At 66.1% G+C, this 23,714-nt stretch carries 20 protein-coding genes; 11 read left to right on the forward strand and 9 right to left on the reverse strand.

Annotated elements, in window-relative coordinates:
* The first annotated feature begins 87 nt into the window (after window positions 1-87).
* Window positions 88-1,395, forward strand: a complete 1,308-nt coding sequence (locus JOF28_RS05135) for an MFS transporter (RefSeq protein WP_209704794.1) — start codon at window positions 88-90, stop codon at window positions 1,393-1,395.
* Window positions 1,396-1,454: 59 nt separating this feature from the next.
* On the opposite strand, the gene JOF28_RS05140 is transcribed toward JOF28_RS05135, so the two are convergent.
* Window positions 1,455-2,327, reverse strand: coding sequence for a FadR/GntR family transcriptional regulator (locus JOF28_RS05140; protein WP_245189876.1), 873 nt, complete (start codon window positions 2,325-2,327; stop codon window positions 1,455-1,457).
* A 212-nt stretch (window positions 2,328-2,539) separates the two neighbouring features.
* Here JOF28_RS05140 and JOF28_RS05145 point away from each other — a divergent pair, with 212 nt between their 5' ends.
* The 5 genes from JOF28_RS05145 to JOF28_RS05165 all read left to right on the forward strand — a co-directional run bounded on the left by JOF28_RS05145 (window position 2,540) and on the right by JOF28_RS05165 (window position 9,308).
* Window positions 2,540-4,063 carry an ABC transporter substrate-binding protein gene (locus JOF28_RS05145; RefSeq protein WP_209704795.1) on the forward strand — a complete coding sequence of 508 codons (1,524 nt, stop codon included), beginning with the start codon at window positions 2,540-2,542 and terminating at the stop codon, window positions 4,061-4,063.
* Window positions 4,064-4,153: 90 nt separating this feature from the next.
* Window positions 4,154-5,101 carry an ABC transporter permease gene (locus JOF28_RS05150; RefSeq protein ID WP_209704796.1) on the forward strand — a complete coding sequence of 316 codons (948 nt, stop codon included), beginning with the start codon at window positions 4,154-4,156 and terminating at the stop codon, window positions 5,099-5,101.
* A 2-nt stretch (window positions 5,102-5,103) separates the two neighbouring features.
* A complete protein-coding gene (locus JOF28_RS05155; RefSeq protein WP_209704797.1) occupies window positions 5,104-6,036 on the forward strand; it encodes an ABC transporter permease in 933 nt (310 codons plus the stop codon).
* Entirely contained in the window at window positions 6,036-7,850 is a 1,815-nt protein-coding gene (locus JOF28_RS05160; RefSeq protein WP_209704798.1) for a dipeptide ABC transporter ATP-binding protein, read from the forward strand. Before JOF28_RS05155 ends, JOF28_RS05160 begins: the two co-directional genes overlap by 1 nt.
* A gap of 48 nt (window positions 7,851-7,898) precedes the next feature.
* On the forward strand, window positions 7,899-9,308 hold the full coding sequence (locus JOF28_RS05165) for an amidase (RefSeq protein ID WP_209704799.1): 1,410 nt from the start codon (window positions 7,899-7,901) through the stop codon (window positions 9,306-9,308).
* A 151-nt stretch (window positions 9,309-9,459) separates the two neighbouring features.
* Here JOF28_RS05165 and JOF28_RS05170 read toward each other — a convergent pair whose 3' ends face one another.
* Window positions 9,460-10,260, reverse strand: a complete 801-nt coding sequence (locus JOF28_RS05170; RefSeq protein WP_209704800.1) for an SDR family NAD(P)-dependent oxidoreductase — start codon at window positions 10,258-10,260, stop codon at window positions 9,460-9,462.
* A gap of 65 nt (window positions 10,261-10,325) precedes the next feature.
* Window positions 10,326-11,798: an aldehyde dehydrogenase family protein gene (locus tag JOF28_RS05175; RefSeq protein WP_209704801.1), complete on the reverse strand. Its 1,473-nt coding sequence runs from the start codon at window positions 11,796-11,798 to the stop codon at window positions 10,326-10,328.
* Window positions 11,799-11,939: 141 nt separating this feature from the next.
* Here JOF28_RS05175 and JOF28_RS05180 point away from each other — a divergent pair, with 141 nt between their 5' ends.
* Window positions 11,940-13,070 (forward strand): 3-isopropylmalate dehydrogenase, encoded by a 1,131-nt coding sequence (locus tag JOF28_RS05180; RefSeq protein WP_209704802.1) that lies wholly within the window; start codon window positions 11,940-11,942, stop codon window positions 13,068-13,070.
* A gap of 262 nt (window positions 13,071-13,332) precedes the next feature.
* Here the strand turns inward: JOF28_RS05180 and JOF28_RS05185 are convergent, their stop codons facing one another.
* The 4 genes from JOF28_RS05185 to JOF28_RS05200 all read right to left on the reverse strand — a co-directional run bounded on the left by JOF28_RS05185 (window position 13,333) and on the right by JOF28_RS05200 (window position 18,078).
* Window positions 13,333-14,571, reverse strand: coding sequence for an acyl-CoA dehydrogenase family protein (locus JOF28_RS05185; protein ID WP_209704803.1), 1,239 nt, complete (start codon window positions 14,569-14,571; stop codon window positions 13,333-13,335).
* Window positions 14,568-15,944 (reverse strand): beta-ketoacyl-[acyl-carrier-protein] synthase family protein, encoded by a 1,377-nt coding sequence (locus JOF28_RS05190; RefSeq protein ID WP_342452088.1) that lies wholly within the window; start codon window positions 15,942-15,944, stop codon window positions 14,568-14,570. Before JOF28_RS05190 ends, JOF28_RS05185 begins: the two co-directional genes overlap by 4 nt.
* The gene (locus JOF28_RS05195; RefSeq protein ID WP_209704805.1) at window positions 15,941-17,503 is read right to left on the reverse strand and encodes a class I adenylate-forming enzyme family protein; all 1,563 of its coding nucleotides are present in this window, start codon (window positions 17,501-17,503) and stop codon (window positions 15,941-15,943) included. The genes JOF28_RS05190 and JOF28_RS05195 overlap by 4 nt, the downstream gene beginning before the upstream one ends.
* 110 nt (window positions 17,504-17,613) lie before the next feature.
* Window positions 17,614-18,078: a MarR family winged helix-turn-helix transcriptional regulator gene (locus JOF28_RS05200; RefSeq protein WP_209704806.1), complete on the reverse strand. Its 465-nt coding sequence runs from the start codon at window positions 18,076-18,078 to the stop codon at window positions 17,614-17,616.
* Between the two features lie 54 nt (window positions 18,079-18,132).
* Here JOF28_RS05200 and JOF28_RS05205 point away from each other — a divergent pair, with 54 nt between their 5' ends.
* Complete coding sequence (locus JOF28_RS05205; RefSeq protein ID WP_209704807.1) at window positions 18,133-19,593, forward strand: MFS transporter; 1,461 nt, start codon at window positions 18,133-18,135, stop codon at window positions 19,591-19,593.
* Between the two features lie 41 nt (window positions 19,594-19,634).
* On the opposite strand, the gene JOF28_RS05210 is transcribed toward JOF28_RS05205, so the two are convergent.
* Both JOF28_RS05210 and JOF28_RS05215 read right to left on the reverse strand, forming a co-directional pair.
* Window positions 19,635-20,204, reverse strand: a complete 570-nt coding sequence (locus JOF28_RS05210; protein WP_209704808.1) for a dihydrofolate reductase family protein — start codon at window positions 20,202-20,204, stop codon at window positions 19,635-19,637.
* Window positions 20,205-20,310: 106 nt separating this feature from the next.
* Window positions 20,311-21,021: a cyclase family protein gene (locus JOF28_RS05215; RefSeq protein ID WP_209704809.1), complete on the reverse strand. Its 711-nt coding sequence runs from the start codon at window positions 21,019-21,021 to the stop codon at window positions 20,311-20,313.
* Window positions 21,022-21,070: 49 nt separating this feature from the next.
* Between JOF28_RS05215 and JOF28_RS05220 the strand changes: the two genes are divergently transcribed.
* The 3 genes from JOF28_RS05220 to JOF28_RS05230 all read left to right on the forward strand — a co-directional run bounded on the left by JOF28_RS05220 (window position 21,071) and on the right by JOF28_RS05230 (window position 23,705).
* Complete coding sequence (locus JOF28_RS05220; RefSeq protein WP_209704810.1) at window positions 21,071-21,415, forward strand: DUF2200 domain-containing protein; 345 nt, start codon at window positions 21,071-21,073, stop codon at window positions 21,413-21,415.
* A gap of 140 nt (window positions 21,416-21,555) precedes the next feature.
* Window positions 21,556-23,013 carry a DUF3375 domain-containing protein gene (locus JOF28_RS05225; protein WP_209704811.1) on the forward strand — a complete coding sequence of 486 codons (1,458 nt, stop codon included), beginning with the start codon at window positions 21,556-21,558 and terminating at the stop codon, window positions 23,011-23,013.
* Window positions 23,010-23,705: a DUF4194 domain-containing protein gene (locus JOF28_RS05230; protein WP_209704812.1), complete on the forward strand. Its 696-nt coding sequence runs from the start codon at window positions 23,010-23,012 to the stop codon at window positions 23,703-23,705. Before JOF28_RS05225 ends, JOF28_RS05230 begins: the two co-directional genes overlap by 4 nt.
* The last annotated feature ends 9 nt before the right edge of the window (window positions 23,706-23,714 follow it).

The raw sequence follows: 23,714 nt of genomic DNA on the forward strand, positions 1-23,714 counted from the left end.
CATCCCTGCAGCATCACACATCACCTGCACCACCCCCGCAGGGTTTCATCGGCAGCCACACCCTGGCTCGCCGCGAAGGAGAGAAGTATGCTGCGCGCCACCCCCGCACACCATGCACAAGCTCGGCGATCCGGCGCCCGGTTATCGCCCCTGAACGTACCCCCGTTCGCACCCCCAGCAGTACCGCAGGTTGGTCTGGCCAGACCCCGCATTCGCATGGCGCTCACCGCACTCACCCTCTTCGCGCTGCTCGTGAGCGCGAATCTCAGCACTCCCCTGTTTCCGTTGCTCGAGCAGAAGCTCGGCATCAGCTCACTGGGCACCGCCATCGCGTTCTCGAGCTACGTGCTCGCGTTGATCGCCGGGCTCGTCGTGTTTCGCCGCGTGGCCGATCGCGTGAATCGCCGCACGGTGCTGCTCGCGAGCGTGGGCGCCGCGGCGCTCGCCACCGCGGGCCTCGCCCTCGCGCCCTCGCTGGGCTGGTTCTGCGTGGCGCGTGCGGTGCAGGGCGTTGCGATCGCGTGTGCCACCGGCACCGGATCGGGTGCCCTGCGCGCCCTATCCCCGCAGCGCCCCGCCCTCGTTGGCCGACTTACGCTGCTGGCGACGTCGGGCGGTGTCGCCGCGGGCCCCATTCTCGGCGGCGCCCTGTCGCTTGGGGCGTGGCCCCTCGTCACCCCGTACCTGGTGGCGGCCACGCTGCTGCTGGCCCTCATCCCCGCGATCGTGTTGCTCGCCCCGCACCAGGAGTGCTTTCCCGCCTATGCGTCGTCACCCATTGCGCTCGCCGACGCCCCGTACCCGGCCGCCGAAGTCACCGACCCGCAGCTGCATCACCGCGCGGTGGGGGCGTTTCGGATCGCCGCGGCCACCGGCTTCTTGAGCTTCACCGTGTTTGGGTTCTGCCTCTCACTCGCTCCCGCATACTTCGCCGCCATTGCCGGCACTGACTCGCGCCTGGCTATCGGGCTGCTCGCCGCGGTGACGCTCGGTGCCTCGGCGCTCACCCAGTTGGTACCGCTGCGGGGAAACTGGCGTATTCCGGTGGGGCTGGCCGCGCTCGCGGTGGCGCTGCTGGGCATCGCGGCCGCCGGTCTCCTCGGAAGCGTGTGGCTGCTCATTGCGGCGAGCGTGTGCGCCGGCATCGGCCAGGGCATCGCCTTTCAGGCGGCGTTCACCGCGGCCACGGCGGCGGTCTCCCCCGCACGCCATGCCTCAACGGTGAGCGCCATCTATACGGTGACCTACCTGGGCAGCGCGCTGCCCGTGCTGGGGCTCGGGCTCATGGCCGAACAGTTGGGGCTGAGCGCGTCTGTGACCGTGTTCGCGGTGGCCACGGCGCTCGCCTGCGCGGTGCTCGCGGCACTGGCGCGCAGTTCGCGAGCTGGCGCGTAGCCCGCACCCGGTGCCGGCGGGGTCAGCCCGATCAGCACGACCCGCACAGCCAGCGCCGGCTACTTCGCCAGCGCCGCCAGCGCTTGGCGGGCCTCGTCATCGCCGAGCAGCGGGGAAAAGCGGTCGGCGACGGCGCGACGCGCGACGCGGCTCGCTTCCTCCGCATCGCGGCCCGCGATCGCTTCGAACAGGCCGCGGTCAATCTGCGCCGAGGCGAGCTTCACGCGGTTGTCGTGGTGCTCGCCCTCGGCGTCTTGCTGCATGATGCCGCGCAGCACGCCCGATACGGCCTGGCCGGTCATGCGCAGCACCTCGTTGCCGCTGGCCGCCCAGATCGCCTCGTGAAATTCGAGGTCGGCGTCGGCGAAGCTCTCGGCATTCTGCGCCGCGTCGCGCTCCATCCGCTCGATCGCCGCGCGCATGCGTGTGAGGTCATCGGCATCATGCCGCAGCGCCGCCAGCGTGCTCGCGGTGCCCTCGAGCACCACGCGGTACTCGATCAGGTCGGCGATATCGAGGGCGTCGGTGCCGATCATGGCGCGAAATGAGCGCGACAGCGTCTTCGACGAGGGCGCGAGCACGACGGGGCCGCCGCGGGTGCCGGGGCGCGATTCGAGCAGCCCCATGCTCTGCAGAATGCGCAGCGCTTCGCGCACGGTCGGGCGACTCACCCCAAACTGCACCATCAGGTCGCGTTCGCTCGCGAGCTGCGACCCGACCGAGATTTCGCCCGAGACGATGGCTTGCTCGATTTGGTCGACGATGCGTTCGTAGGTGTGCACGGGCACCGCGAGTTCAAAGCTGTGTGGCGTCGTCACCTGGGTCTCGTTTCTGTCGCGGCGTGGCAGCGCATCGCTGCTGTGCACACACAGCAACTGCAGATTGTGGGCGGTCTGAGGGCGGCTGACCGCGGCCCCGATGCGCGTGGTCATGATCTTAGCGTGACGTTAAGTGGCCTTACCATGTATCCTGGTTCAAATCTTCTTTTCTGCACCACACGAACACCGGGCTCATCACAAGTGGGTACCCAAATGTTCGGCAATACCCTCATCAGCAATACGCTTGAACCTGACCGGTCGGCTCTGGGCATCGCCGCCCACGAACCACCCCGGTCATTCCACCAAGACACCAGACAGAGGAAGCAATGATGCGTCGCAAGAATCCACTCCTGCTTACTGCCACAATCGCGTTGACCGCAGCACTCGGCTTGGCCGGCTGCTCGGCGGGAGCCAGCAGCTCAGGCGGCGACTCCGGTTCCGACACGCCCACGACCGCAACGATCGCGCTCACGGGCCCGCCCACCAACCTCGACTTCACGACCACGGCTGGCTCGGCCATCCCCCAGGCCATGATGTCGAACGTCTACGAAGGTCTCGTGCAGCTCAACGACGCCGGCGAAATTGTGCCGTCGCTCGCCACCAGCTGGGAGATCAGCGATGATCTGAAGACCTACACGTTCAAGCTCGAGGAGGGCGTCACCTTCTCGAACGGTGCCGCGTTCACCGCAGAAGACGTGAAGTTCAGCTTCGACCGTGTCAAGAGCGACTGGGTATCAAGCCTCAAGGCCAAGATGGATGTCGTCGAGAGCATCGAGGTCATCTCAGACACCGAGGTCGCCGTGACGCTCAGCGCCCCGTCGAACTCGTGGCTCTTCAGCCTCGCCACGCCCGTGGGCGCGATCTTCACCCCCGAGGGCGTTGCCGATCTCGCCAACACCCCCGTGGGCACCGGCCCCTACACGGTCGAGAAGTACACCCCCAACGAGAGCATCGTGCTCGACACCCGCGACGATTACTGGGGCGAAGCACCCGGCGTCGAGGGCGTCACGCTGAAGTACTTCGCTGACTCCACCGCGACCACCAACGCGTTGCAGACCGGCGACATCGACGCGATCGTCAACCTGCAGGCCCCCGAGCTCGTCAGCGCGTTCGAAGCCGATGACAAGTTCAAGGTCGTCGACGGCACCTCGAGCGGCGAAGTTTCGCTCTCGCTCAACAACCAGGCCGCACCGTTTGACGATGTGCGCGTGCGCCAGGCAGTGCTGTACGCGCTCGACAAGCAGGCGATCATCGACACCGCGTGGAACGGTTACGGCTCAGCCGTCGCAACCTTCGCGACGCCGACCGACCCGTACTACGAGGATCTCAACGACGTCTACCCCTACGATCCCGCGAAGGCCAAGGCGCTCCTCAAGGAAGCCGGCCAAGAGAACCTCACCGTTGAGTACACGGTTCCCACGCGCCCGTACGCGCAGGCCGTGTCTGAGATCGTGGTGTCGCAGCTGAAGGATGTGGGCATCACCGCCACCATCAAGTCGGCCGAGTTCCCCGCCGTGTGGATCGACGAGGTCTTCACGAAGCACGATTACCAGATGACGACCGTGCTCGCCGTTGAAGCGCGTGACATCCTCACCGTGTTCAACGACCCGAACTACTACATCGGGTACGACAACTCGAAGATCGAGCCCATCGCGGCCAAGGCCGACGCGGCCGACGAGGCGGGCTACATCGACGGCATGAAGCAGGTGTCGCGCCAGATCGTCGACGACGCGGCCAGCGGCGTGCTGTTCCTGTTCCCCAACATCGTGGTCTCGAAGGCCAACCTCGAGGGCATCCCCGAGAACGCGATTATCGAGGCGCTTGACCTCACCGATCTGCGCTGGGATTAATCTCCGGATCGCTGGTGCTGCGGCGTCGCCGCAGCACCAGCACCAGCACTCTGTTTTACCCGCACCATTGAGCCCACACCAGAGGAACCCATGGCCATACGGATTCTGATCAACCTCGCGAGATTCGCGGTGACGTTTCTCGTCGCGACCATCGTCGTGTTCCTCTTTATGCGACTCATCCCCGGTGATCCCGCGCAGATTGCCCTGGGCGTCAATGCGACCCCCGAGCTGCTCGAGCAGACCCGCGAGGAGTTCGGCACCAACCGCCCCCTCTTCGTGCAGTACTTCGAGTGGGTTGGCGGCATCTTCCGCGGCGACTTCGGCACCTCATACGTCACCCGCACAGACATCAGCCCGCTGGTCACTGACCGGTTGCAGGTCAGCCTTATCTTGGTGCTCTCGGCAATGGTCGTCGCCCTGCTCATCGCGATTCCCCTCGGCACCTGGGCCGCGGTCAAGCACCGCAACTTCTCGGGCGTCGTCATTGGCGTCGGCTCGCAGCTGGGCGTCGCGATCCCCGGCTTCCTCGCCGGTATTTTGCTCGTGATGGTGTTCGCAGTGGGGCTGGGCTGGTTGCCCGCCAACGGCTGGACCGCCCCGTCTGAAAACTTCGGCGACTTCATACGCCGCCTCATTCTTCCCGTCGTCGCCCTCGCCTCGGTGCAGGGCGCGATTCTCACCCGCTACGTACGCTCGGCCGTACTCGAGGTGATGAGCGAGGATTACCTGCGCACCGCCCGTGCCAAGGGGCTTTCGAAGTCGGGAGCCCTCGTGAAGCACGGCCTGCGCAACGCCGCCATTCCCGTCATCACCGTCACCGGTGTGCAGATCGCGGCGCTGATCATTGGCGCCGTTGTGATCGAGCGCGTGTTCGTGATCCCCGGCCTCGGCTCCATGCTGCTCGACGCCGTCGGCAACCGCGACCTGCTCACCGTTCAATCAGTGGTCATCGTGCTCGTCGCGATCACCCTGATCCTCAACCTCATCGTCGATCTGCTCTACACGATCGTCGACCCGCGTCTGCGAAGGAGCGCCTAGCCATGAGCACCAGGCAGGTACCCATCCCTCCCGTCCAAGCCCCGCGCACCACCGCGATCTCGGCGCCCGGCGGAGCGACCACCAGCGGCCCCGTCGAAACCCAGTCGCCGGCACGCCGCAAGCTTTCAGCCACCCTCATCATCGGCATCATCCTCGTCGCGTTGGTCGCCGTCGCCGCCATCGTTTCGTTCGTGTGGACCCCGTATGATCCGGTGCAGGCCAACCCCGCCGCGCGCCTCGAAGGATCGAGCTTCGCGCACCTCATGGGCACCGATAAGTACGGCCGCGACGTGTTCTCGGCCATGCTGTTTGGCGCACGCATCACCCTGTTCGTGGGCGTCATCTCGGTGGGCATCGCGATTCTCATCGGCACCCCGCTCGGCATCCTCGCCGGCATTCGCGGCGGCTGGATCGAAGAGGTCATCATGCGCACCTCTGACATCGCGCTCGCGTTCCCCGCGCTGCTGCTGGCCATCATGTTCAGCGCTGTGTTTGGCGCCTCGACCCTCACCGCCATGGTCGCGATCGGCATCGCGACGATCCCGGGGTTTGCGCGCGTCGCGCGATCCGGAACCCTACAGGTGATGAGCACCGAGTACATTCTCGCGGCCCGCGCCGCCAGCCAGTCGCGGTTTCGCATCGCCCTGCGCCACGTGCTGCCCAACATCATCGGCATCGTCGTCGTGCAGTCATCGGTGTCGTTCGCGCTCGCGGTGCTCGCCGAAGCCGGCCTCAGCTTCTTGGGCCTCGGCACTCCCCCGCCCACCCCGTCATGGGGCCGCATGCTGCAAGAGTCGCAGCAATTTCTCGGCACCGAACCCATGCTGGCCGTGTGGCCGGGCCTCGCCATCGCCATCGCAGTGATGGGCTTCAACCTGCTGGGTGACGGTCTGCGCGACCGCTTCGACCCCAAACTGAACGGGAGCCGCAGCTAATGGCACCACGCACCTCTTCTCACGCCGCAGACGACCTGCTGCTGCGCGTCGACCACCTCAACGTGCGCACCCCGCACCGCACCCTGGTGTCTGATTTCTCGCTGCACATGCAGCGTGGCGAGCGCATCGGGCTGATTGGCGAATCCGGATCAGGCAAATCCATGACCACGACCGCGCTGCTGGGCCTGCTGCCCAACGGCGTCACCGCCGACGGCTCGGTCAAGATCGACGGGTACGCAGGCAACCTGCTTGAGGCGCCCGAATCAGATCTCATGAAGCTGCGCGGCAACGACATGGCCATGGTGTTTCAGGAGCCGCTCACCGCGCTCAACCCGCTGATGCGGGCGGGCGCGCAGGTCGCCGAGATCATGCTGCAGCACAAGCTCGCCCCCAATAAGGCCGAGGCCAACCGCCGCGCCATTGAAATGCTGGCGTCGGTGCAGCTGCCCGACCCCGCGCAGGCCGCCCGCGCCTACCCCCACCAGCTCTCGGGCGGGCAACGTCAGCGCGTCATGCTCGCGATGGCGCTTGCCAACGACCCCGGGCTGCTGCTGTGCGACGAGCCCACCACGGCGCTCGATGTCACCGTGCAGCGTCAGGTGCTCGACCTGATTTTGAACCTCGTGCGCGAGCGCGGCACGGGCCTGCTGTTCATCACGCACGACCTCGCGGTGGTCGCCAACATGTGCACCCGCGTGCTCGTGATGAACAACGGTGTGGTCGTCGAGGAGGGCACGACCGAAGAGGTCTTCACCCGCCCGCAGCACCCCTACACCCGCGGGCTGCTCGCCGCCTCAGACCTCGATGCCCTCGACAGCGACGGCCGCCTCTTCACCGTCGCGACCGCGCAGGCGTATGTGCCGCCGACCGTCGGCGAGGATGCTGAGGCTGAAGCTGCTGAGGCTGCCGCGGCTGAGATTGTTGCTGAGGTGATTGATCCGGATCATGCCGCATCGTCACCCGTCAGCACCGGAGCAGCCAGCGCAGCGTCAGCCAGCACCGCGGCGCCCGTGATGCGGGTCACCGATCTCGTGCGCACGTACACCCGCGGCAAGACGAGTCTGTTTGGTAAGGCGCCCCAGGTGCAGGCGCTCAAGGGCATCTCGTTTGAGGTGCCCGAGGGCGGCCGGCTTGGCGTCGTCGGCGAATCGGGGTCGGGCAAATCGACCCTACTGCGCATCCTTGCGGGCCTCGATCAGCCCACCTCGGGCAGCGCGATTGTCGCCGGTAACGAGGTCGCTGGTGCGAAGGAAGCCGAGCTGCGTGAGCTGCGGCAGAACCTGCAGATCGTGTTTCAAGACCCGATGGGGTCGCTTGATCCGCGTATGACCGTTGAGCAGATCATCTCTGAGCCGCTGCTGGTGCGCGGCCGCCGCGAAACCTCGGCCGAGCGCAAGCGCATGGTCGCCGAGATGCTCGAATCGGTGGGGCTTCCCGCCGAGGCAGCATCGCGGTTTCCGCACCAGTTCTCGGGTGGTCAGCGCCAGCGCATCTCGATCGCCCGCGCCCTGATCTGCCGGCCCCGCGTGGTCGTCGCCGATGAGCCCGTGAGCGCGCTCGATGTGTCAGTGCGCGCGCAGGTGCTCAATCTGCTTGCCGATCTTGTCGATGAGTATGGGCTCACGCTCGTGTTTGTGTCGCACGACCTGAACGTGGTGCGGTACCTGTGTGATTCGGTGATCGTGATGCAGTCGGGCGAGATTGTGGAGGCCGGTGACACCGAGTCGGTGTACCGCGACCCGCAGCACCCCTACACGCGTCGCCTCATCGATTCGTCGCTCACGCTGCGCCAGGAGCTCGCCAACAACCTGTAGGCGCGCTGTTTTTGCTTTCACCTTCGTTTCCCTCAAGAAAGTAGCCCCATGACTTCCCCCTCCGCGCCCCGCTACGCAGACCTCGACGCCGCCGCCCTCTCGGCTGCGTACGCCGATGGTTCGCTCACCCCGAGCGCGGTGCTTGAGGATGTCATTGCGCGGGTCGAGGCCCGCGAACCCGTGCTCAACGCGTTCTACCTCTTCGACGCCGAGCAGGTGCGCGCCGATGCTGCGGCCTCGACCGCGCGCTGGGCAGCGGGTACTCCCCTGAGCCCGTTCGACGGTGTGCCCGTCACGGTGAAGGAGAACGTGGCCCGTGCGGGGCTTCCCAAGCCCTCGGGCACCGCAATACCGAACCCGCCGATCGCTGAGCACAACGCCCCCATCACCGACCGTCTCCTCGAGGCCGGCACCGTGATCATCGGCTCGACCACGATGCCCGACTGGGGCATGCTTTCATCGGGCGTCTCGAGCTTGCACGGCGTCACGCGCGGTGGCCTCAACCCCGCTCACACTTCGGGTGGCTCAAGTGCTGGCGCCGGTGCCGCGGCATCGGCGGGCTACGGTCCGTTCCACATTGGCACCGACATCGGTGGGTCGATCCGGCTGCCAGGCACCTGGCAGGGGCTCACCGCGCTGAAGCCGAGCGAGGGCCTGATTCCGCTCGACGGCCCGTACATGGGGCGCGCGGCCGGCCCGCTCACTCGCACCGCCGCCGACTCGATCAGGCTGATGTCGATCGTCGCGCGGCCCGACGCCCGCGATTACCTCACGCGCGCCTACCCCGCCATGGACTGGTCAACGACGCCGCTGGCCCCCGCGGGCATGCGGGTCGCGGTGCAGCTCGATGCGGGGTCTGGCATCGACGTCGAGCCCGAAACCCGTGCCGCGATCGAGCGCGCGGCTCAGCTCTTCGCTGAGGCCGGCGCCGAGGTGACGCCGCTCGCGCCGTTCATCGGGCCCGAGGTACTCGACGGCATCGTCGATTTCTGGCGCAGCCGCTCGTACGCCGACTACGAGCTGCTGAGCGAGGAAGAGCGCGCGCTCGTGCTGCCGTTCATCGCTGAGTGGTGCGCCGCCGGCGCCGATTTCAGCGCGGCGCAGACCGTGCGCGGCCGCGGCATGATGGACCAGATGGCGCGCCTCACCCGCGAGGCCACCGAGCCGTTCGATCTCGTGCTGTCGCCGGTGACGCCCGTCGCGGCGTTCCCCGCCGAGGATCCGATGCCGCTCACCGATCCGCGCGTAACGATGGGCCACATTTCATTCACCGTGCCGTACAACATGTCGGGTCAGCCCGCGGTTTCAGTGGGCGCGGGTATTCAGGCCGACGGCCGCACCATCGGCTTGCAGATCGCTTCACACATCGGCACCGACGATATGCTGCTGCGCGTTGCCGCATGGTTTGAAACGGTGCGCGGCGCAGACGCAACGGTCGACTGGTCGCTGCTGCCGTAGCGCCTCCCGGGTCCACGCCCGTCACCACATAAAGCGCGCCTGGCCGGTTCTCTTCTGAGAACCAGCCAGGCGCGCTTTGCGTGGGCTGAGCCACGTTTGGTGGCCTCGTGTCGGGGTACCTTCGCGATATGTACCCCGAGACGCGGCCACCTTAGCTTGCGGGCGGCGTGTAGCGGCCGTCGATAGCGGTCCAGCCGCCGTCAACGGTCAGCGTGGTGCCGGTCACGAACGTCGACGCGTCTGAGGCGAGGAACACGACGGCGCCCGCGAGCTCGTCGGGGCGCGACCAGCGGCCCAGCGCGCTCTTCGAGGCGTAGGCGCCGTACCACTCGGGGTTCGCCGTGATCTGCGCGGTGAGGGGTGTCTCCACAACCCCCGGAGCCACCACATTCACGCGCACGCCTGCGGCACCGTACTCGGCGGCCCCGGTCTTGGCGAGCTGCACGAGCCCTGCCTTCGTGGCGGCGTACACGCCCTGGCCGGGCTCGACGACCTGCGCGCGAATCGATGCGAAGCCGATGATCGAGCCGCCGCCGTTCGCGGCGAAGCGCGTACCGAACTTACGAATGAGCTGGAACGAGGCCCGCAGGTTGAGGTTGACCACGCGGTCAAACTCGTCCATCGAGTAGTCCTCCATGCGCTTGCGCACATTGGTGGCGGCGGTGAACACGAGCGCGGCGGCCGAACCGAAGCGCTCAACCGCGGCGTCGATGGCGTCGTCGTCGAGCACGTTGAGCTGGTAGGCCTCGGCCGACCCGCCCTGCGCCTGAATCAGCGCGGTCGTGGCCTCTGCCGCGTCGAACGCGTAGTCAGCGATGACCACGTGCGCGCCCTGTGCGGCGAGGGCCTGCGCCGATTCGCGGCCGATCCCGCTGCCGGCGCCGATGACGACGACGGTGCGGTTATCGAGGCGAAACAGCTGGGTGTAATCAATCGGTGCCGGGGCGTTCATGCAATTCTCCTGAGGGTGAGGCAAAGGCGGGGCTGCGGCGCGCAACCCCGCTAAATGTGTGGGGGTTAGCTGCGAGCGCGGGGCCGGATCATGGCCATGCGCGTCACGGTGAACTCTTCGATCGCAAAGCGGGGGCCCTCGCGGCCCACGCCCGAATCCTTCACGCCGCCGTAAGGCATGATGTCGGAGCGGAAGCCGGGGATCTCATTGACGACAACGCCGCCCACTTCGAGGCGTTCGATCGCGTCAAACGCGCTCTCGAGTGAGGCCGTGTAGATCGCGGCCTGCAGGCCATAGCGTGAGTCGTTGACGAGGTCGATTGCTTCGTCGACCGAGTCCACCGAGGTGAGGCAGACGACGGGGCCGAAGACTTCTTCGCCCCACACGTCAACGTCGGCCGGCACGTTGCCGAGCACCACGGGGCGAATGTTGGCGGCTTCGCCGTCGCCCGGGCCCTCGGTGAGCATGGTGGCGCCCGCGGCAACGGCGCGGTCGATCATGGCGCGAATGCGCTCCCCCGAGGCCGCGTTGATGACGGGGGCCACGTTGGTCTCGATGTTGCGGGGGTCACCCACGACGACCTCAGTCATGCGCTCGACGAGGCGCTTCGTGAACTGTTCGGCGATGGGGCGCTCGAGCACCACGCGCTGCACCGAGATGCAGGCCTGGCCGTTGGCGTAGAACCCGCCGCGCAGCACGGCGTCAACGGCAGCCTCGATGTTGGCGTCTGCGGCCACGATGAACCCGGTGTTTGATCCGAGTTCGAGCACGACCTTGCGCGGGGCGGCCTGCTGGGCGATGAGGTGCCCGATCTTGGCCGATCCGGTGAATGACACGACCTGTGCCCGCGGGTCGCGCACAAGCACCTCGCCGGTTTCGGGCCCGCCGTTGACGAGCTGCACCGCGGCCGCCGACACACCGTGGGCGACGAGCACCTCGCGGGTGATCGCGACGAGCTCGAGCGTGGCGAGCGGGGTGTTGGGGGCCGGCTTGATGATCACCGGGCAGCCCGCGGCGATCGCGGGGGCGAGCTTGTGGGTGGCGAGCAGCAGCGGGTAGTTGAACCCGGCGATCCCCACGACCACGCCCACGGGCTTGCGCGTGAAGTAGCCGATCATGCCGCGGCCCATCTCTTGCACGTCGAGCGGCACGGTTTCACCGTGCATGTGGGACACCTCTTCGGCGGTGGCCTCGAGGGTGACGATGGTGCGGTTCACCTCGACGCGGCAGTCAGCGCGGGGCTTGCCTGTCTCAAGCACGAGCAGGTCTTCGAGGCGCGCAGCCTCAGCGCGCACCCGGCCGAGCACGTCCACGATGATCGCGCGGCGCTTTGCCGATGACAGGTCACCGATCTCGCGGCGCACCGCAAACGCGGCATCCATGGCGTCGCGCGAATCTTCGGCACCCGAGACCGGGGCCTGGGCCACGACGCTGCCATCGAAGGGAAACACGATGTCGCTCGAGGCCGCAAAAGCACGCCATTCGTTGCCGATGGGAAGCGCGCCCTGGGGGGCGCACAAGCTGAGCGCGTATGACATGGTGGGGTTCCTTGCTGCTGAGAGTTCTGGATTGCGAACGATGCAACCCTTCGCGCCGAGTGGCCTTACCATCTAACATAGATCACCATAGGGAACATTTCCAAGATTTTGAATGATCTGCGATCGCGAAAGGATCCACTCATGACTGCCACCTATGCCATCGCAGTACTCCCGGGAGACGGGATTGGCCCCGAAGTTGTGCAGGGCGCGCTCGACGTGCTCGACGCAGCCGAGGCGCGCTTCGGCTTCACCACCACCCGCAACGAGGTCACCGCGGGTGCCAACCACTACCTCGCCACCGGCGAACTATTCGACGAGGTCGAGGAGGAGCTGCGCGGCGCCGACGCCGTACTGTTCGGGTCAATGGGCGACCCCCGCGTCACCCCCGGCATTCTCGAGCGCGGCTTCATTCTCGAAATGCGCCAGCGCTTCGCGCAGGCCGCCAACGTGCGCCCCGTGCGGCTCTACCCCGGTGTCCCCACCCCAATTGCGGGCCTCACCCCCGAGCGCTGCGACATGGTGATCGTGCGCGAAAACACCGAGGGCGCCTATGTGGGCCGCGGCTCAACCGTGCACGCCGGCACCCCCAACGCCGTCGCCATGCAGGAGTCGCTCAACACCTACGCCGGTATTGAGCGGGTCGTTGACTTCGCGTTTCGTCTCGCGCTGGGCCGTCGCAAGAAGCTGACGCTCTGCCACAAGACCAACATTCTGGTGGCGGCAGGTCAGCTCTGGCAGCAGGTAGTCGCCGAGGTGGGCGCCCGCTACCCCGAGGTGGAAACCGATTACGTGCACGTCGACGCGATGTGCTTCCACCTGCCGCTCACGCCCGAGCGCTTCGATGTGGTCGTCACCGACAATCTCTTCGGCGACATCATCACCGACCTCGGCGCCGTCATTCAGGGCGGCCTGGGTGTGGCGACGAGCGCGAACCTCAACCTTGATGGCAGTGCGCCCAGCATGTTCGAGGCAATCCATGGCTCGGCCCCCGATATCGCGGGCACGGGCGCCGCGAACCCCGCAGGCGCAATCCTGTCACTCGCGCTGATGCTCGGTCACTTGGGTGAGGGCGAGGCGGCGCGCGCCGTCGAGGCCGCCACCGTCGAGGTGCTCGCCGAGCTCCCCGCGCTCGCTGGCCCCGCGATGGGCATGAACACGACCGAGATCGGCGCACGCATTGCCGAGCTCGTGCGCAGCGGCAACGCGAACACCGACCTCGTGCCCGATTCGCTGCTGGGCACGCTCGCGGCCCTGGCGCCCTCGCGCCGGTAACTCGCGGTCACATTTGAGCCCCGCACCCCGCCGGTTTCGGCGTGGGTGCGGGGCTCAAATGTTCAACAAGACCCAAACAAGCATTTGGCTCTAGCTTTCCTCGTGCACACGGGATATGGTGAATGTTGATCGTTGACAATGGCGTCCTCGATCACCATTCATTTTCAGGCTCACGCCTCACCACTCAGGCCACGATATCGGGCCAGCTCACCATCTCGTGCGTTCACCACGATCGATCTGTGTCAGCCACATTCGATGCGTTTCAGTTATCGAGCAGCGCCGCCGCATACATCGGCCGTGCCGAGTCGGCGCTCGGGGGGTGGAACAGGCCCGCTGTGGCATCGCGAAAGATGCGGCTCATCTCGTGCCCGTTTCCATAACCCGATCCGCTGGTGCACATCAGCGCGGCTTCGGCACAGCTGCGGGCTGCGTCGCCGCCAGCGAGACGCGCTGCCACTAAGAGCAGCGGCCAGCGAGCACCGTGATCGATACCCTCGTCAAGGTCACGCGCGCAGACCGCGAGCTGCGCGGGGGCCGCAAGGTAAGCGCGGTGCGCGTCGGCGAGGCGAGCCCGGGCCTCAGGGTTCTCGGCGAGCGAGGCCCCCGTCTTCACCGAGCGGCGCTTGTGCAGCCCCGCGGCGCCCAGCTCAAGCGCACGCCAGGCAACGCCCGTGTACACCGAGCCAACGAGCAGCTGGAAGCAGCTGGTGATCGCGAAGACGAGCAGGTCGGGGGTGCGCCCGGGCGCGAGCTTGCGCGCGACGCGTTCGGGCCTCACCAGCGCACCCTCGAGGCGTGTGGTGCGGCTGTGCGAGGCCCGCATGCCCAGCACATCCCAGTCACTCGAGGTCAGAATCGTGCCGCCGACGGTCTCGGCGGTCTGATCGGCCAGCGTCGCGGGGTCTTCGCTCTTGATGCGGGGGCGCTCGATGAAGCCGTACACCAGCTCGGGAGCATCACTATCGGTGGTGTCGAGCCCGTGCACGATCAGCCGCGTCCATGCCGGCGACAGCGACGTGAAGATCTTGGTGCCGGTGAACAGGTAGCCGCCGTCTGGCTGCGGCACGGCCTGCGTTTGTGATCCCTGCAGCACCCAGTCGTTCGCGGGCTCACTGATACCAAAGGCGAAGATCTCACCCGCCATCGCTTCGGTCAGTACGTAGTCGAGCGACTGGTCGCCGCGCTCGCGCATCACCCGGGCGACGCCTGTGCACATCAGGTGCATGTTGACGGCGAGGGCGGTCGCGGGGGCCGCCGTTGCCAGCCGCTGCTGCAGGCACGACAGTTCATCGAGGCTCGCTTCGGGGCCGCCAAACTCTGCCGGTACGAGGCAGGTCAGGTAGCCGTTGGCGGCCAGCTCGACAATATCCTCAGCGCAGAATCGGTTTTCGCGGTCGTACACGGCGGCGCGCTCACGAAACCGCTCCAGCAGTTCAGTGGGCAGAAACCGCTGTGCGAGCTCTTCGTATCGGGCTTCTCGGCTGGGTGTCTGCATGCTCATCTGGGTTCCTCCACGTTGACGGGTAAACAGTTGATAGGTCTGCGCAGCACGATGGCCGCGTTGTGGCCGCCAAACCCAAACGATGTTGAGAGGGCGGTGTCGAACCGCGATCCGCATCCGGCCGCTGCGCCGCGACCGGTTGCGGCAGCGGGCATGGTCCCGTCAGCAGGCACAGTCTCGGCAGCGTGTACGGTGACGACCCGGGGCGCGGTGACGAAGTTCCAGCCGGGCTCTTCGGGGTCATCGAGGTTGCGGGTGGGCGGCAGCACGCCCGCATTCAGCGCCTGCACCGTGATGATCGCCTCGACGATCCCGGCGGCCCCCAGCAGGTGCCCCGTGGTCGATTTGGTGGCGCTGATGGGAATCTCGCGCGCCCGCTCGCCGAGCGCCGCGTCAAACGCGCGCAGTTCGGCCGTGTCACCCGCGGGGGTGCCCGTGCCGTGCGCGTTGATGTGATCGATGGCCGTCGCATCGATCCCGGCGTCTGCCAGGCAAGCTCGAATGGCCTGCGCGGCCCCGCGGCCCTCAGGGTGCGGAGCGGTGGGATGGTGCGCGTCGCTCGAGGCCCCAAACCCGGCGAGCTCGGCGAGCACCCGGGCGCCCCTGCGGCGAGCGCTTGACGCTGATTCGATCAAAATCGCGGCGGCGCCCTGGGCCATCACGAATCCGGAGCGTGCGCGGTCGAAGGGTCTGGAGGCTGCGGCGGGGTCTGATTCGTAGCCTGCAGCGAGCGCCCGCAGGTTGGCGTTGGAGGCGAGGTTTATGGGGTTGAGGCAGTCTTCCATGCCGATGACGAGCACGGCGTCGGCGTAGCCGTGGCGAATGCGCCGCATGCCTTCGCCGAGCCCGATGGCCCCGCTTGCGCAGGTCGCCGAGACGCCCTGGGATGGGCCGTGGAATCCGTATCGTTGGCTGAGCAGGGCGGCGGCCGAATCGGGGGCGCCGTGCATGGCGAGGGTGAGGGGCACGGCGCGGGGGCCGCGGGCGTCGAAGGCGCGGGTGGCGTGCTGCATGGCGTCGATGGGGCCAGAGCCTGTGGCCGCGATGACCGCGACGCGTGTGCGATCCCACGGCAGCGGGGCGGCGGGGTCGTAGGGAGCAATACCCGCCTGCGTGAGTGCCTCGTCTGCGGCGGCGATGGCCCACTGCTGCACGGGGCTGATGCGCTTGGCCCGTTGCTGGCCGACGGCGAGCGCGCCGTCGAAGCCGCGCACTTGGCCGCCGATGCGCACGGCGAGCGGCGCGAATGCATCACCGGTGAGTGCGGTGACGGCGCTGTGCCCCTCGCGCACAGCTTTCCATAGGGCTTCGGCACTGTTGCCGTTGGGGGTGATGGCCCCGAAGCCGGTAATTACCACGTGTTCGAAGGTCACAGGCGCTCGGCCTCCCCCGCGATCACGAGGTCGCATGTCTCGCCGCGCCTGATCTTGCCGCTTACGGTGCGGGGCAGCTGATTCATTCGGTACCATCTTGTCGGCACGAACTGGGGTGCGAGGTGGGCTTCGGCGTGCGCGCGCAGGGCGTCACGGCTGGGGGCCTCCCCTTCAACGACGAGCCCGATCACGCTGCCGAGAGTGGGGTGCGGCAGCGCCACTGCACACACAGCAGCGGCCTCCGCCTGATCACCCGTCGCTTCGAACGCGCGCTCCACCTCGAGCAGTGACACTTTGTGCCCTCCGGTGATGGCGATATCTCCTGCGCGGCCGAGCAGTTCGAGCTGGCCGTCGATGATGCGCGCCTGGTCGTGCACGGTCGCCCAGCCGTCGTCGCCCACCAGCCGTTCGGCGGTAGTGCCCGCCACATAGCCCAGCGAGCAGGCCGCGGCATGAATCCACAGGGTACCGGGCTCCCCCTCGGGCACCGGGGCACCCGAGTCGGTGTCGCGCACACTCGCCTGCACTCCCCCGTACAGCGAGACGCGGGTGCCATCGCCCTCACGGCTGTCGCCGATGAAGCCGATCTCGGCGGCCCCGTAGTAACTGATGAGGCGTGCACCCGGCACCGATGCCGCAAGGGCCGTGCGAATGCTCGCGGGCAGGTTCGCGCCGCCCGTAACGACAAGTTCAAGCCCCGCGAACGCTTGCGGGTTGCGCCGGGCCGCGACCGCGATGCCTTGCACGACGGCGGGTACGGCTACGACCCGGGTGATGCCCTCAGCTATCACGCGCGAGGCGAGCCCAAACGCGTCGAACTGATCGGCGAGGTGCACGCTGCCGCCCGTCGCCATGCACTCGATAACGGCGTAGAGCGTGAGGCTGTACGACACCGGCCCGGGGGCAAGGGTGACGACCCCCGGCAGCGGTGCGAGGTGCGCGGTGGAGACCGCGAGGTTGGCTCGGTATTGGGCGCGCGTCTTCACAAACGCTTTGGGGTTGCTCGTCGTGCCCGACGAGAACAGCAGCAGGAAGGCTTCGTCGCCGTCGCGCACCGTGGGCTGCGGGGCATCTTGTTGCAGGTCAGTGAGGCGCACCAGCCGCGCGAACTCCATTGGCGCGATGACTGTACCGCCCCAGCCGCGAGCACGCAGCGCTGGTTCAAGGTCGTCAGCGGCCGAGATGACGACCCCGATGCCGGTGGTGAGGATGACATCGACGCGGTGCGCGAGCGGCCACCGCGGGTCGATCACCGCAGACACCGCTCTGAACCCCGCGAGGCCCGCGACGATGCGCCCCGCGAGAAAGGCGGAGTCTGCACTGACCGCCGTCACCGCGATACCGCCTGTTTCGGGGGCCGGTGTTGGAGGCTCAGTCTGGCCGCGGTGCAGCGCATCGATCACGGCGAACATGCGGGCCGAGTCGGCCACCAGTTCGGCGTAGGTCAGCCGTTCGTGCCCTCGCACTTCGTCGAGGGCCGCCGCCCCACCAGAGCCCGCGATCGCCACCCGATCGGGGCACTGCGCCGCCGTCTCAAGAATCGCTCCGGTGATCGGCATGCGACACCTCCCAGTGATGCTTTACAGGCCCGTCATTGGCCCTGCGTCCATTCTAGGGACGACCACCGACGCCACAGCAATCACGGGCGGTCGCAGCGCGTGAAACCCGGCTACGGAGTATCGCGGGGCCAGGGCTTGGGGTAGTTCTGCTCGGTCGTTTCGTTGAAGCGGCGCAGCACGCGGGCAAGCTCGGCATGCTCATCAGGCGTCCACCCTGCCAGGGTGCGGGCCAGGGCCGCACGGCTGTGGGACTGTTCGTATTCGAGCGCAATGTTGCCCGCGAAGGTCAACCGAAAAATACGTGCAATGCCGCCGTCTGGATCGGCGATGCGTTCGACGTGACCGTCGCGCAACAGCGCTGCGGTCTGCCGGTTTAGCGTCGACGCGTCGAGCCCGGTTATGTCAGAAAGGGTACTGATGGAGGCCGGCCCGCCCGCCTCGAGCAGCGTCATCAGTGTGTATGCGCTGCCCTCAAGCACCAGCTCGTCTCGTCGCGCACGCCCCACCGCTGCAGTGATGTGTCGCGTAAACGCCAGCGTCTCAAATTCGATCGCTGAGATGGGGTCGGTGCTCATACCCAAAGTGTAGCAACATTTATGCAAGATACATATCTCATGTAGTATACATAAGTGATTCGATCTTCGCGCACTTCGCGCACCCCCTTCCAGCCCACCCCCGGCCTCATCCTGACGGTGCTCGCTGCCGCCGGCATTCTCGTGTCTCTGGCACAGACCCTCATCGTGCCGCTCATCGGTGAACTGCCCCGCATTTTTGACACGTCGGCAGCCAACGCTTCCTGGATTATCACATCCACTCTGCTCGCAGGCGCCGTATCGACCCCCATCATGGGGCGCCTCGCAGACCTCTACGGCAAGAAACCGATGCTGATGGTGGCAATCATCGCGTTCGTCGCGGGCTCGATCGCGTGTGCCCTCGCCCCCAACCTCGGTGTCATGATTCTTGGGCGCACCCTGCAGGGTGTCGCCAGCGGCATGGTCGCGCTCGGCATTTCGATGCTGCACCAGCTGCTCCCCAAGGATCGCGCCGGTGCCGCCATCGCCCTGATGAGCTCGTCAATGGGCATCGGCGGCGCGCTCGGCCTTCCCGTTTCTGCTGCGGTGGCGCAGTTCGCCGACTGGCGCATCTTGTTCTGGAGCGTGGGCATCGCGGGCATTCTCGTCGCCATCGCCATAGCGGTCGTCATTCGCCCCGTGCCCCAGGCCAAGACTGACGCCACCTTCGATATCGTGGGCGCGATCGGTCTCGCCGTGGGCCTCGTCGCACTGCTGCTGGGCGTTTCGAAGGGCAGCGAGTGGGGCTGGACCAGCCCCACCACGCTCGGTGCGCTCGCCATCGCCGTGGTCGTGCTGCTGGCGTGGGGTTGGTACGAGCTGAAGCTGCGCTTCCCGCTCATCAGTCTGCGCACCGCCATCATTCCCACGGTGCTATTCACAAACCTCGCATCGATCATGTTTGGCTTTGTGATGTACGCCATCAACCTCGTGGTACCGCAGATCATGCAGCTGCCCGTATCGCTCGGTTATGGCCTCGGCCAGTCAATGGTGCTCATGGGCCTGTGGGTGATGCCCATCGGTATCGGCATGATGCTCGTCTCGAAGCTGGGCGCTGAGATCAGCCGCACCCGCGGCCCGCGCACCACCCTGATGCTCGCAGGCCTCGTGATCGCGGCCGGCTACGGTGCGATCATGATCATCCTCGCGACGATGGGTAACCGCACCCCGGGTGACGCCTCAGACACGGTGGTGTACCTCACGCTCGCCCTGATGTCACTGTGCGCGGCCGTCACGGGCGCCGGTATCGGCTTCGCGTTTGGCGCAATGCCCGCCCTCATCATGGGGGCCGTGCCGCCCAGCGAGGTTGCCGCCGCCAACGGCTTCAACTCACTCATGCGCTCACTCGGCACCACGAGCGCGGCCGCCGTCATCGGCGTGATTCTCGCCTCGATGATGCACGAGTACGGTGGCTTCCACGTGCCCACCCTGTCGGGCTTCTTCACCGTGCTCGGTATCGCTGTGGGCGCAGCGCTCGCCGGCACGGCCCTGGCGGCGTTGGTGCCCCGCCGCCCGTAACGGGCAGCGGGAAGATCAGCGGTGCGGGCGGGTTCGTGAGGTTACGAGCCCGCCCGCACTGCGTATTCCAGGCGTGCGAACTGGCCCACGGCGCGGGCGCCAATCAGGCGAAGCTGATCCGGATCAATGCGGCGCGGCAGAAACGGCGCCCCTGAAGTCAGCAGCGCGGGCGCAATCGAGACCGCGATGCGGTCGAGTGCTGAGGCGTCAAAGAATTGGCCCGCAAGATCGCCGCCGCCCATGATCCAGATCTCTTGCGAGGCCGTGGCTTCGGCCGCGGCCCGTAGTTCGGGCAGCACCTCGGCCACGCTCGCGTTGCGCAACCGCACTTCAGCGCCCGCCGGCACCGGCAGTGTGCGTGAGCTCAGCACGTAGACGGTTTTCGTGCCGTAAAACTCGGCCCATTTGGCCGGGTCGTCGAGCATGTTCTCGTGCGCGAGCACCCACTCGTAGGTGTGCGCGCCCATTACCAGCACGTCAGCGTGCGAGGGATACAGCTCGTCGGTGGGAGCGTCTCCCCCTTCGACCGTAAACAACCACTCCAGGCTGTGGTGCTCATCGGCGATGAAACCGTTGAGCGTGGCAGCCGCGTCATAGATGAACTGAACCATGGGCCCAGACTACGCCCCGCCACCGACCATCAAGAGAATCGCGCCGATTATGCCAACGATCACGACAACAAACCCGCCAACGGGGTGTGTGATGCGGGTAAGTCAGTCATGAACGCGGCCCTTCTTCTCCGGGGGCCCACGCCACGGCGCGCACCGGGGCCCCGTCACCGGTGAGTGGCAGCGGAAAGAACCCGACCTTAGCGAGGCTGCCGAGGCGTTCGAGCCCGCGCAGGTTCTCGACGATCAGCCCGTCGCCGCCCAATACGACATCGTGCACGGGGAAGATGCCGGGGGCAGCGCCCAAGCCCAGCCCCGCGCCGCCGCCCACGACGGGCCCGTCGCTGGTGCTTGCGGTGCGATCCGGGCTCAGGGCATCGGTGCCCAGCACCCGCATGCCGCGCTCCCACAGGGCAGCCGCGGCCTCGCGCGTGAGATAGGGGTGCTCGAGCGCGCGCTCTGAGGCAAAGTGGCGGTCCCAGCCGGTGTGCAGCAGCACGATGCGGGGCACGGCGACGAATTTAGTGAGCTCGTCTTTAAGCATGGCGGTGTCGATGGGGGCTCCGGCACGCACCCGATCGGTGAGGTGCAGCACGAGCGCATCACCCACGAGTTCGCCGAGCGACACCTCGTCGATCGTGCGGCCGCCCGCAATCGAGTGCGCCGGCGCATCGATATGCGTGCCCGTGTGCGAGCCGAGACTCACAGCGGTCACGGCTGCTCCGTCGGCATCAATCGTCAATGATTGCGCGCAGCGCACCCCCGGATCCCCTGGGTACACCGTCATGCCCGTTCGAATTGAATGACTCAGATCAATCATGCTGGCAGTGTATCTGCGCCGTTCAAGGATTTCGGCATACACTCCCAACATGCACCGAATCTTTCACACCAGCTTCGCGTCGGTCTACCCGCTCTACCTCTCAAAGGTGGAGCGCAAGGGGCGCACGCAGGCCGAACTTGACACCGTGATTAGGTGGCTGACCGGGTTTTCTGATGCCGAGCTGGCGCAGCAGATTGCCGCCGAGACGACGTTTCGGGAGTTTTTCTCGGCGGCCTCACTGACGCCCGCGGCGTCCCTCATTACGGGCTCGGTGTGCGGCGTCAAAATTCAAGAGGTCGAAGACCCGCTGATGCGCGAGATTCGCATGCTCGACAAGGTGGTTGACGAGCTCGCGAAGGGTCGCCCGCTCGAAAAGATTCTGCGCACGCTGTAGCGCGCGGGTGATCTGGGGTTGCTGCTAGCGGCTCCGGATCACGGAGTATTCGCGAACAAACGCATGATCGAGGACTCAATCCATGATGGTGTTGCACCGAATGCTTCCGGGTGTGCCTCAACATCCGGCAGAATGGCCCTATGTCTGTGCTCCCCACCGCACTCGCGATTCAGCGTCTCAGCGGCGCCAACGCGACGATCGACATGTTGCGCGCGAACACCTTGCCGGTTATGGCTGCTGTATTGGGCGAATATTTCGGGAGCCCGAGCACCCGTGTTCCGACCGATGAGCTCCACGAACTCATCGACGCTGATTTACAGACCCTGCGTGAACATTTTGACCTGGGCACACAATCAGCGAAGGGTTTCTGCGATGGCTGGCGCGAAAAGAAGGTCATTATTCGACGGGCGGCCGAAGGCTCCCGCGGTGAGACGTATGAGCTCTCAGCAGCAGGCTTCGATGCGATCCGCATCATCGACCAGCTGATCACCCCGCAGTCAACGCTCACCGAGTCACGGCTGATGACGTTGGCCCAGTCACTACAATCTTTGGCGATTGATACCGACCCCGATACCTCACGAAAGCTGCGTGCACTAGAACAACAGCGGGAGCGCCTCGACGAGGAGATCACCCGGCTCCGCAGCGGAGAAGTCGAGCCCCTCGACCCGCGGGTCGCCACCGAGCGCATCACCGATATCTTGTTACAGGCGCAGGGACTCCCTGCAGATTTTGCGCGGGTACGAGCCCGATTCGAAGATCTAAACCAGGAACTTCGCGTCGCGATACTCAGTCTTGACGATCATCAAAGCAATGTGATCATGGAGATCTTTCGCGGTGTTGACCTCATCTCAGAGTCTGACGAGGGTCGCACATTTCAAGCGTTTTCAGGACTGATCCGCGACCCCGAAAGCTCTGCAGCATTTGAATCCAACGTACGCGAGATCCTGAACCGTGATTTTGCTTCCCAGCTGCCTGCTAACGCACGCCGCCAGATTCGCAACCTGTTACGCGACATGAAAATGGGGAGCCGTGATGTGCAGGGCACGCTCACCGAGTTTGCGCGCGGTTTGCGCCGCTATGTGAGGTCCCAGGACTATCAGCGTGACCGTGCGTTGCGCACGCTGATCCAGGAGGCGCTTTCAACCGCGGCCCCGGCCCGCATGGCGATCAAGCCGTTTACCGAGATCGGTATGAGTATCGACCTTCCCGTGATCTCGATGAGCAGCATCGGTGGGGTCTCGCCACATGATCCCTCAGCATTTGACGCGGGCGAGCTGCTAGGTGATGCCGAATCCGGGGAGGTTGATCTGGCACAACTCGTGTTGATCGCCCGCGAGAGTGAAATCGATTTTGCCGAACTCTCTTCAAATGTCAATAGTTACCTTGAAGTGGCTGGCACCGGATCAGTAGCCGATGTGTTACGCGAGTTTCCATCTTCTCAGGGCCTCGCAAGCGTTGTGGGGCTCCTGGCTCTCGCCACACGGCACGGCCTCGTCGACACAGACAACGCCGAGCAGCTCACCTGGACCGGCCTCGACGACGTTACTCGCACCGCAACTGTCACCCGTCACGTCTTTACCGAACGGATCGATTTATGACACAGTTTTTCGTCGACCCCCTCCTCGAAGAACACGCTGAGGGCTCGACCACGCTATCTTCGGGACTGTGGGAGGGCGACTCGGGTACGCTTGCCGACAGCTCCCGGCGTGCTCTACTCAAACTGATTCAGGGGCCCTATCTCTCGAGCAAACAGCACTCGCGGTTATGGACCGCTCTGCTCGCTGACCGTGTTCAGATTCAGTCGCGACTACACGATTTGTTTCTCGACGTCGTCATCGATGAGGTCGACGAATTAGCTTTTACCCGCAAGGTACACGCGCCCGAGTTTGATGCCCCGAGCGCACTCCGAAATGTGGCCCTCACGTACGCCGACACCATTTTGTTGTTGGTGCTGCGTCAGCAGCTACTCGCCACGGGCGGTGGGCGCCGCACCATCGTAAGCCAGACCGAGATCTTTGAGCAGCTTGCGATCTACCGCAATTCTGACACGGCCACATATGCTCGAAACCTCAACTCTGCGTGGACGCGCATGAGCAAGCAATACCGTGTCATCCACACCGTCGATGACGACCGTGTGGAGGTCTCGCCCCTCGTGAAATTCATGATCGACGAAGAACGGGTGCGCGCGCTTACCCAGGTGTACGAGAAATTGGCGGGCCTTGATCCGCAATCGCATACGACGGCCGATTTGCCAGAGCCTACCGCCGAGTCATCTGAGGAACTTTCGTGAACACAGAGG

The organism is Leucobacter exalbidus (assembly GCF_017834145.1).
Classification (GTDB): Bacteria; Actinomycetota; Actinomycetes; order Actinomycetales; family Microbacteriaceae; genus Leucobacter; species Leucobacter exalbidus.